Here is a 7,304-nt window from a genome sequence, read left to right as displayed (position 1 = left end):
GCGGAAGGCCGTAGCCGCCGTCGTCAACGCTGGTGGTCAGCAGTTCCCAGGCGAACTTGATGGCGTCTTCCTTGAAGTAATCGCCGAAGGAGAAGTTGCCGCACATCTGGAAGAAGGTGCCGTGGCGGGCCGTCTTGCCGACTTCCTCGATGTCGCCGGTCCGGATGCACTTCTGCACGCTGGTGGCCCGCGAGTAGGGTGCTTCCTCACGGGCGGTCAGGTACGGAATGAACGGGACCATACCGGCCACCGTGAACAGCAGGGAGGGGTCGCTGGAGACCAGGGAGGCCGAGGGCACGGCGGTGTGGCCCTTGCTGACAAAAAAGTCGATCCAGCGCTTGGTGATCTCCTGCGACTTCATAACCTGGTTACTTACCCTTCAATATTCACTGCATAGTTGGTTCCCGGATGCTGGCCGGCAGCTGGTGGTGGCGCCAAACGCCGTGCTGCCGCCTCCGGAAGGCTTGAAATACCGGACTGGTTCCGGCAGGCATCCCGCGGGACGCCGGTGCTTCTCATTCTCTCCCGGCTAGCGCCGGACCGCACCCCGGCCCGGCAGGGCACCGTAGGGGGCCTCGGCGGCGGAGTCCGCGCCGGCGTCGGCCGCGACGTCCACGCCGAGGGCCGTGCGGAGTTCGGTCTCCCGTTCGCGCATGCCCACGCGGACGGCGTCGGCGAAATCGTACACACCGTCGGCGAGGCGGCCGACGGCACGGTTCAGGCCCTCGGGGCCAAGCGTTGACTGCGCCTCGGTGAGCTTGCGGAAGGCGATGACGCCGATCGCGACCCCGATGCCCATCCAGATGATCCTGTTCATGTCAGTTCCTGTCAGGTCGGCGTGGTCAGCGGCTGCGGCGGCCGGTGGCGGGTTTCTTGCGGGCCGTGAAGGCGGAGCGGACGCCGTAGCTGAACGCGGCCACCTTGATCAGCGGGGAACCGACGGTGGCGGCCACCAGGGAGGACAGCGCCGAGATGTTGGCGGAGGCATCCGAGACGTTGGAGGAGATCCCGTCAACCTTCTTCAACTGCTGGTTGGTAGTGGAGACGGTGGCAGTGACCTCATCCATGAGGGGGGTGGCGCCGTCGCTGATCGAACGGATGGTGCTGCGCACCTCGTCAAAGACGCCCCCGAGCTTCAGGATCGGCACGGCGAGCAGCAGCACCAGCAGTGCAAACACCCCGGCCGCGATCAGGCCGGCAATATCGCCACCAGTCATAGACGTTCATCTCCTTGAAACTCCGTGGATTCCTGCAAGGTCCTCCGGCGCCGGGACGGCAATCGGAGAACTCCCCCAAGTACCTTACATACAAAGAAGCCCGCGGCGCTTGCCACGGGCTTCTTTGTAAGGTGTCGCGCTGGATCTAGCGTGCGTAGAATTCCACGACGAGCTGCTCTTCGCAGGTCACGGGGATTTCGGAGCGCTTGGGGCGACGGACCAGGCGGGCCTGCAGGGCGTCGAGCTTGACGTCCAGGTAGGCCGGAACCATGGGCAGAACGTCGCGGTGTGCGCCGGCCGCTGCCACCTGGAAGGGAGGCATGGTCTCGCTGCGGCTGTGAACGTGGACCAGCTGGCCCTCACCGACGCGGAAAGACGGACGGTCAACGCGGATGCCGTCAACCAGGATGTGGCGGTGCACAACCAGCTGGCGGGCCTGGGCGATGGTGCGGGCGAAGCCTGCACGCAGCACGAGGGCGTCGAGACGCATTTCGAGCAGTTCGATCAGGTTTTCACCGGTCAGGCCCTTGGTGCGGCGTGCTTCTTCGAAGGCACGGGTCATCTGGGCTTCGCGGATGCCGTACTGGGCGCGCAGACGCTGCTTTTCGCGCAGACGTACGGCGTAGTCGGAGTCCTGCTTCTTGCGGGCACGGCCATGCTCACCGGGGCCGTACGGGCGGCGCTCCATGTACTTGGCGGCCTTGGGGGTCAAAGCGATGCCGAGTGCACGCGAGAGGCGTGCGGTACGGCGAGCACGAGTGTTGTTAGCCACTTGTGTCCTTCCAATATCTGCGGTGTGTCAGTGTTACTGGCCTCCACGATGGAGAGCATYGGCCAACCGCTGCCTTTTGCTACTGGGCACAGGGCAAACCCATCACATCAGCGTCAACCGCTGAAAACCGGTGGATTGTGCGTCCGTGCCTTGCCAGACAACAGACAATCCTAGCATGATCCCTACTTGCCCCGGATGATCTTCCGCAGCCGCTCAAGCCGGGTGGAGATCTCCCGCTCGGCGCCGTTGCCGGTCGGTTCGTAGTAGTTCCGGCCCACGAGGTCGTCCGGCGGGTACTGCTGCGTGGCCACCGCATGCGGCGCGTCATGGGCGTACTTGTAGCCCTTGCCGTGGCCCAGCTGCTTGGATCCCGGGTAGTGGGCGTCCCGCAGGTGGGCGGGGATGCCGTTGCCAAGCCCGGCCCTGACGTCCGCGATCGCCTGGTTGATCCCCATGTACGCGGCGTTGGATTTGGGCGCGGTGGCAAGGTGCACCACGGCYTCGGCCAGGATGATSCGSCCCTCGGGCATGCCGATCAGCTGCACCGCCTGCGCTGCGGCCACCGCGGTCTGCAGCGCGGTGGGATCCGCCATTCCCACGTCCTCGGCCGCGGAGATCACGATCCGGCGGGCCACGAACCGTGGGTCCTCCCCCGCCTCCAGCATCCGGGCGAGGTAATGCAGTGCGGCGTCGACGTCGGACCCCCGGATGGATTTGATGAAGGCACTGGCGACGTCGTAGTGCTGGTCCCCGGCCCGGTCGTAGCGCACCGAGGCGACGTCGAGGGCACGTTCCGTGTGCTTGAGCTCGATCCTGACCGCAGGCTCCGCGGCGGTGCCGTCGGCGTCGTCCGCGTCCCCGAAGGCGACGCCGGCAGCGGCTTCCAGGGCCGTCAGCGCCCGGCGGGCGTCCCCGCCCGAGAGCCGGACCAGGTGGGCCAGGGCCTCGTCGTCGAGCTCGGCCTTGCCGTTGAGGCCGCGGACGTCCTCGGCGGCCCGGCGGAGCAACCCCTCGACGTCGGCGTCGGTGAGTGGCTTGAGGGTCAGCAGCAGCGAACGGGACAACAGCGGCGACACCACCGAGAACGACGGGTTCTCCGTGGTGGCCGCGACCAGCACCACCCAGCGGTTTTCGACGCCAGGAAGCAACGCATCCTGCTGGGCCTTGTTGAAGCGGTGGATCTCGTCCAGGAAGAGCAMGGTGGTGGTTTTATACAGGTCCCGGGCGGTGAGCGCCTCGTCCATCACGCGCCGTACGTCCTTCACTCCGGCGGTGATCGCGGAGAGCTCAACGAACTTGCGCCCCGGACCCTTGGCGATGACGTGGGCGAGGGTGGTCTTACCCGTCCCCGGGGGGCCCCAGAGAATCAGTGAGCTCGGCCCCGCCGGTCCGGTGGCGTCGCTGCCGGCAGCCAGCTGGCGTAGTGGCGACCCTTGGCCCAGGAGGTGCTGCTGGCCTACGACGTCGTCGAGGCTCCGCGGCCGCATGCGGACCGCCAGGGGGCTGCGCGGGGTGGAGTTCCCGCTCGACGGGGACCGGCCGGCCTCGTCGGCGTCGTCGTTGTTGGCGGACGCGTTGTCCTGTCCTGCGCCAAAGAGATCATCCACATAGATAGGCTACTTCTAGTTCCGCGGCCGCCCCGACACGGCGGYCGCCCCTTCCCCTCACACTGGAGACCCCGCCATGCCCAGCCCCGAGACCCGTGTGGCATTCGTCTCCGGCGACCGGCTGGCCGGCTGGGTGGAGAGGTTCCGCGCCAGCCATGGCGATTTGCGGGAAGAATCACTGGACGCAGGCCTGCAGCTGGTGGCGGCCGACGGCGCCGTGGCGTTGTTGCAGCCCCCGTGGCCCGACGCCGGCAGGCCGGGCCGCGGCGATGGTCCGGTTGCCCGGCTCGCGTCGTTGGCGTCGCAGCCCCGGCGCCTGGGCCTGGTCCTGGTGCGCCGCGGCGGGTATTCGGTGGCGGCGGTTTCCGAGGGGCGGGTACTCGCGTCCAAGACCGGTACCCGGCACGTGCAGTCCCGCACCGCAGCGGGCGGATGGTCCCAGCAACGGTTTGCGCGGCGCCGGGCAAACCAGGCGGACGCCCTGGTCGAGGCGGTGGCCGCACACGCCGCCCGGATTTTCGCGGACCACAGCATCGAGTACCTGGCTCCGGGCGGGGACCGTACCCTGGCCGACGAGGTGCTCGCCGAACCCGTGCTGAAAGGTTATGCGGGGCTCGACCGGCTGGCATTCCTGGACGTCCCGGACCCGCGCGCGGTGGTGCTGAAGAAGGCCGCGGCCGACGTTTGCGCAGTGCGGATCCACGTCACCGACCCGCCGTCGTAGGCCCCGCCCCGCGACGCCTCGCGCGCCACCTGAGCACCGCCTGGGCCGGGCCGTTTCGACGGTTCCGTGCCTACTCGACGCGAAGATACGTCTAGTGCACAGGGAACCGTCGAAATGGCCCGGAGTGATGGCGCCGGGTGGTGGCCCGGGGTGGTGGGGCGGGTCAGCAGCCGGTCAGGTGGCGCTTGGGCCGTTCCTGCCGGTAGAGGTAGCGGCCTGACTCCGTGAATCCGGCCCGGCCGTAGAGTTGCCGCGCGCCAGTGTTGGCCGCCGTAACGAGCAACCAGTAGCCCGCCAGGCCGATGCGGCTGCCGTCGTCCAGCAGGGCCTGCAGTACCCGCGCGCCGAAGCCCCGGCACCGTGCGTCCGGACGGGTCGCCATGCAGTACACCCCTCCCCACTGACTGCTATCCGCGGCCGGGGTGTCGACGGAGCGCCCGGGGGCGAGCACCGGCAGGGCGAGGCGTCCGACGGCGGCGGGGACGCCGTCGTCGTCCCGCACAAGTGCGTATAGCGCCGGGCAGCCCGTCAGGATGCCGCGGGCCACCTCGAGGGCAGCATCGTCGCCCCGGCCGTCCACGCTCCACCAGAGCCGCAGCCACTCCCCCGATGGCTCGTTGGAGAGTTCGACGGCGCCGCGGTCACCCGCTGCGACGCCGGTGCCTGTACCCGCGCCGTGCCGGGCCATCACGAGGGTTTCGGACTGCCGGGTGAAGCCTTCGGTGTCGAGGAGCGTGTTCAACGGCCCGGACTCTGCGCCGTCAAAGACCTGGAATATCAAGGGCTGGYGGCGAGTCCGGTACCAGAGCCGCGCTTCCCGGAGCGCAGCCTGCTGCGCATGCGGGTCCGCTCCGGGTTCGCGGGGCCAGACGGAGTTGGCGCGCTGCGTCACTCCGGCGGCGGCGCGGAGCACCCACCCGGCGGTGTCCGCCCGGTCGGCGGCCGGCCACGCGGCATCCATGAGTGCCTCCAGCGCGGCGGGCGCATCGTGTCCCATGCGGTCCTCTTCCCTCAATATCCAGTCCGCCGACAGCAATGGCCCCCCGGTTTCCCGGGGAGCCACGTGCTGCCAGTCAACTCAGGCTACTTGGAGCCGTCGTCCTTCTTGGTTTCCGGTTTGAAGTCGACGCCGGCTTCCTTGCGCTGCTGCGCCGTGATGGGCGCGGGCGCCTGGGTCAGCGGGTCGTAGCCGCCGCCGGACTTCGGGAACGCGATGACGTCGCGGATGGAGTCCACGCCGGCGAGCAGCGAGACCACGCGGTCCCAGCCGAACGCGATGCCGCCGTGCGGGGGCGCGCCGAACTTGAAGCCCTCGAGCAGGAAGCCAAACTTCTCCTGGGCGTCCTCGTGCGAGAGGCCCATGACCTTGAAGACCCGCTCCTGGATGTCGCCCTGGTGGATACGGATGGAACCGCCGCCGATTTCGTTGCCGTTGCAGACAATGTCGTAGGCGTAGGCCAGCGCGGTTTCCGGGTCGGTGTCGAAGCTGTCCATGAACTCCGGCTTCGGCGAGGTGAAGGCGTGGTGCACGGCCGTCCACTTGCCGGCGCCGACAGCTACGTCGCCGGAGGCCACTGCGGCGGCGGCGGGTTCGAACATCGGCGCGTCGACCACCCAGCAGAAGGCCCAGTCGGCGGGGTTGATCAGGCCGGTCCGGTGGCCGATCTCCACACGTGCCGCGCCGAGCAGGGCACGGGACGGGGTCTTCTCGCCGGCGGCGAAGAAGATGCAGTCGCCGGGGTTGGCGCCGACGGCCTCCGCGAGCCCGGCCCGTTCGGTCTCGGTCAGGTTCTTGGCTACGGGGCCGGCGAGTTCGCCGTCTTCCTTGAAGAGGACGTACGCGAGGCCCTTGGCGCCGCGCTGCTTGGCCCATTCCTGCCAGGCGTCGAGGGCGCGGCGGGCCTGCGAGGCTCCGCCGGGCATCACGACGGCRCCGACGTAGGGAGCCTTGAAGACGCCGAAGTTCGTGTCCTTGAAGAACTCGGTGAGTTCGGTCAGCTCCAGGCCGAAGCGCAGGTCCGGCTTGTCAGAGCCGTAGCGGGCCATCGCGTCGTTGTAGGTGATGCGCTGGATCGGGGTGGGGATCTCGACGTCGATCAGCTTCCAGAGCGCCTTAACGATGTTCTCGCCGAGGCCAATGATGTCGTCCTGCTCCACGAAGCTGGCTTCGATGTCGAGCTGGGTGAACTCCGGCTGGCGGTCCGCGCGGAAGTCCTCGTCCCGGTAGCAGCGCGCAATCTGGTAGTACTTCTCGAAGCCACCGACCTGCAGGAGCTGCTTGAACAGCTGCGGGGACTGCGGCAGGGCGTACCAGGATCCCGGCGCGAGGCGGGCGGGCACCACGAAGTCGCGGGCACCTTCCGGCGTTGACCGCGTCAGTGTGGGCGTCTCGATCTCGACGTAGCCGTCCTGGTGCAGCAATTCGCGCGCCACCCGGTTCGCCTCGGAGCGCAGGCGCAGGTTGCGGGCGGGGCCGGGGCGGCGCAGGTCCAGGTAGCGGTGCTTGAGCCGTGCTTCCTCGCCCACTTCAACGTGCTCGTCAATCTGGAACGGCAGCGGGTCCGAGGTGTTGAGGATGGTGACCTTTTCGGCCATGACCTCGATCTCGCCGGTGGCCAGCGAGGGGTTCTCGTTGCCCTCGGGACGCTTGGCGACGGTGCCGATGATCTGAAGCACGAACTCGTTGCGGAGATTGTGGAAGACCTCTTCTTCGCGGACGACCACCTGGGAGACGCCCGAAGCGTCGCGCAGGTCCACGAATGCGACACCACCGTGGTCACGACGCCGGCCGACCCAGCCGGCGAGGGTTACGGTTTGTCCAATGTGCTCGGAGCGAAGGGATCCGAGGTCGTGTGTGCGCAGCACAGCTCGCCTTTCAGAAGGAAAACAGGGTGATGTTAAAGAGGACCGCTACAGGAACGGTCCCGTTCGAGTTTACCCGCTGGAGAGGCCCTGCCCGCCACGGCCAGCGAACAGCACCGCCG

The 7,304-nt window shown here is 68.3% G+C and carries 8 protein-coding genes; 1 reads left to right on the top strand and 7 read right to left on the bottom strand.

What is annotated here, in order from left to right; genetic code table 11:
• The 5 genes from AC1DHD_RS12025 to AC1DHD_RS12005 form a co-directional block, all read right to left on the bottom strand.
• On the bottom strand, positions 1-361 hold a 361-nt coding region (locus AC1DHD_RS12025; protein ID WP_476879936.1), incomplete at its 3' end, for an alanine--tRNA ligase-related protein.
• Between the two features lie 168 nt (positions 362-529).
• Positions 530-817, bottom strand: coding sequence for a DUF6167 family protein (locus tag AC1DHD_RS12020; protein WP_476879935.1), 288 nt, complete (start codon positions 815-817; stop codon positions 530-532).
• 25 nt (positions 818-842) lie between these two features.
• Positions 843-1,217, bottom strand: a complete 375-nt coding sequence (locus tag AC1DHD_RS12015; RefSeq protein WP_476879934.1) for a DUF948 domain-containing protein — start codon at positions 1,215-1,217, stop codon at positions 843-845.
• Positions 1,218-1,362: 145 nt separating this feature from the next.
• Positions 1,363-1,989, bottom strand: coding sequence for a 30S ribosomal protein S4 (rpsD, locus tag AC1DHD_RS12010; protein WP_091251848.1), 627 nt, complete (start codon positions 1,987-1,989; stop codon positions 1,363-1,365).
• Between the two features lie 182 nt (positions 1,990-2,171).
• Entirely contained in the window at positions 2,172-3,596 is a 1,425-nt protein-coding gene (locus AC1DHD_RS12005; RefSeq protein WP_476879933.1) for a replication-associated recombination protein A, read from the bottom strand.
• A gap of 76 nt (positions 3,597-3,672) precedes the next feature.
• Here AC1DHD_RS12005 and AC1DHD_RS12000 point away from each other — a divergent pair, with 76 nt between their 5' ends.
• Positions 3,673-4,320, top strand: coding sequence for an acVLRF1 family peptidyl-tRNA hydrolase (locus AC1DHD_RS12000; protein WP_476879932.1), 648 nt, complete (start codon positions 3,673-3,675; stop codon positions 4,318-4,320).
• A 163-nt stretch (positions 4,321-4,483) separates the two neighbouring features.
• Here the strand turns inward: AC1DHD_RS12000 and AC1DHD_RS11995 are convergent, their stop codons facing one another.
• Together AC1DHD_RS11995 and aspS are read right to left on the bottom strand one after the other, a co-directional pair.
• Complete coding sequence (locus AC1DHD_RS11995) at positions 4,484-5,317, bottom strand: GNAT family N-acetyltransferase (RefSeq protein ID WP_476879931.1); 834 nt, start codon at positions 5,315-5,317, stop codon at positions 4,484-4,486.
• An 86-nt stretch (positions 5,318-5,403) separates the two neighbouring features.
• Positions 5,404-7,185 carry an aspartate--tRNA ligase gene (aspS, locus tag AC1DHD_RS11990; protein WP_476879930.1) on the bottom strand — a complete coding sequence of 594 codons (1,782 nt, stop codon included), beginning with the start codon at positions 7,183-7,185 and terminating at the stop codon, positions 5,404-5,406.
• Positions 7,186-7,304 lie beyond the last annotated feature (119 nt).

The organism is Arthrobacter sp. 05L45_2 (assembly GCF_056397525.1).
This window is presented reverse-complemented; position numbering and strand designations above follow the sequence as displayed.

Excerpts from the sequence above, each read along its gene's own strand:
- AC1DHD_RS12020 (WP_476879935.1), bottom strand. The coding sequence starts at position 817 with ATGAACAGGATCATCTGGATGGGCATCGGGGTCGCGATCGGCGTCATC.
- AC1DHD_RS12015 (WP_476879934.1), bottom strand. The coding sequence starts at position 1,217 with ATGACTGGTGGCGATATTGCCGGCCTGATCGCGGCCGGGGTGTTTGCA.
- AC1DHD_RS12000 (WP_476879932.1), top strand. The coding sequence starts at position 3,673 with ATGCCCAGCCCCGAGACCCGTGTGGCATTCGTCTCCGGCGACCGGCTG.